Below are 1,701 nucleotides of genomic sequence, written 5' to 3'. Positions count from 1 at the left end.
CCGCCTCGGCCAGCCGACGGTCCATCCCGATCACCGGGCGCAGGTCACCCGCCAGGCCAACCTCGCCGATCACCACCGTGGTGGTGGGCAGCGGTAGGTCCGTGCAAGCCGAGGCCAGCGCGATCGCTACCGCCAGGTCCGACGACGGATCGGTCAGCCGCATGCCGCCGACAGTGGACAAATAGATGTCGTTGGCCGCGACGGGCAGCGCGGCGTGTTTGTCGAGTACGGCGGTGATCATGGCGGCGCGCGCGTGGTCGATGCCGCTGACCGCCCGCCGCGGCGACCCGCCTGCCGGCTTGGCCAGCAACGCTTGGACCTCCCCGGCCAGCGGCCGCCGACCGTCCAGCGTCATGGTGATCGCGGTGCCAGGAACCGGTTCCGGCCGCCGATCCAGGAATAACCCGGACGGGTCGGTGACTCCCTCGATTCCGGTGTCATGCAACAGAAAGCAGCCCACTTCGTCGGTGGTGCCGAATCGGTTCTTGATGCCACGCACCATCCGCAACACCGTGTTGCGGTCGCCGTCGAAGTGCAGGACCACGTCGACGAGGTGCTCCAGCGAGCGCGGCCCGGCGATCGCACCGTCCTTGGTGACATGGCCGACGAGAAGCAGCGCCGCACCGGTAGCCCTGGCCGTCGCAGTCAACGCGGCGGTCACCGCACGCACCTGCGTGACGCCACCGGCGACACCGTCGGCATCGGCGGTCGATAGCGTCTGCACTGAATCCACCGCAATCAGCGTCGGGCGCACCTCCTCGATGTGGCCCAGCACGGTCCGGAGGTCGGATTCTGCCGCCAGGTAGATCTCGTCGTGGCTGCATCCGGTTCGCTCGGCACGCAACCGGATCTGGCCGCCGGACTCTTCACCGGAGACGTATAGTGCACGCCGCCCGGCTTCTGCCCAGCGGTAGGCGACCTCAAGCAGCAGCGTGGACTTGCCGACCCCGGGATCTCCCGCAAGCAGCGTGACCGAGCCGGGCACCACCCCCCCGCCGAGCACGCGGTCGAGTTCGGCGACACCGGTCGGCCGGGGGTGGGCGCGGCCGGGTTCGATGGAGTTGATGGGAACCGCCCGTCGAGCCGGGGTGATCGCAGATAGACCGGCGCCGGCTATCTCACCGACTTCATCGATCAGGCCCCAACTGCCGCACGCCGGGCAGCGGCCCAACCACTTGGCTGTGGTGTGCCGGCACTGCGAGCACCGATAGAAGGAACGAGCCTTGGCCACCCGATGACGGTAACCGGCAGGTCCGACAGCGACGGTCAGCCGCGAGACTGGGCCGCGGTCAGCCGGGGAGTCACGCCGGCCGAGATCGGCACCGCCAGGGTGATCGGTCCTGCCTCCTTGAAATCGAAGGTGAAGTCATAGGTGAGACCGTTGCTGATCGGCTTGTCCAGCGCCACCGTGGCCACAGCCGCGTCCACATGCTCGACGCCGCGCAGTTCCTTGAGCACCTGCAGCGGTGCGAGGTCGCCGTCCGCAGAGGTGCCGACGACGAGAGCGCCGCCGACCGGCAGTTTCTTGCCGCCGGTCACCGAAACCGCGCCGACATCGGTGCTGATGGCGGTCAGTTCGTCGTCGGTGTCGGTGGACTGGTTGGTGGCGACGAACACCAGATCGACAGTTTGCCCGGGCGGCAGGAAATCCCCGTTCTGAACCGCCTGGATGCGAACGTCGCGCAGCGCCAGTTGGCCGAC

The 1,701-nt window shown here is 68.6% G+C and carries 2 protein-coding genes; both read right to left on the bottom strand.

The window, feature by feature from the left end; all coding sequences use genetic code 11:
* Positions 1 to 1,231: DNA repair protein RadA (gene radA, locus AC2VOP_RS18750; RefSeq protein WP_486962362.1), on the bottom strand; the 1,231-nt coding region annotated here is incomplete at its 3' end.
* 35 nt (positions 1,232 to 1,266) lie between these two features.
* A partial coding sequence (locus AC2VOP_RS18745) for a copper chaperone PCu(A)C domain-containing protein (protein WP_486962361.1) occupies positions 1,267 to 1,701 on the bottom strand: 435 nt, incomplete at its 5' end.

It is taken from the genome of Mycobacterium sp. TH-M106, from assembly GCF_057473765.1.
The sequence above is the reverse complement of the archived record's forward strand: the minus strand, read 5'-3'. Positions and strand labels throughout refer to the sequence as shown.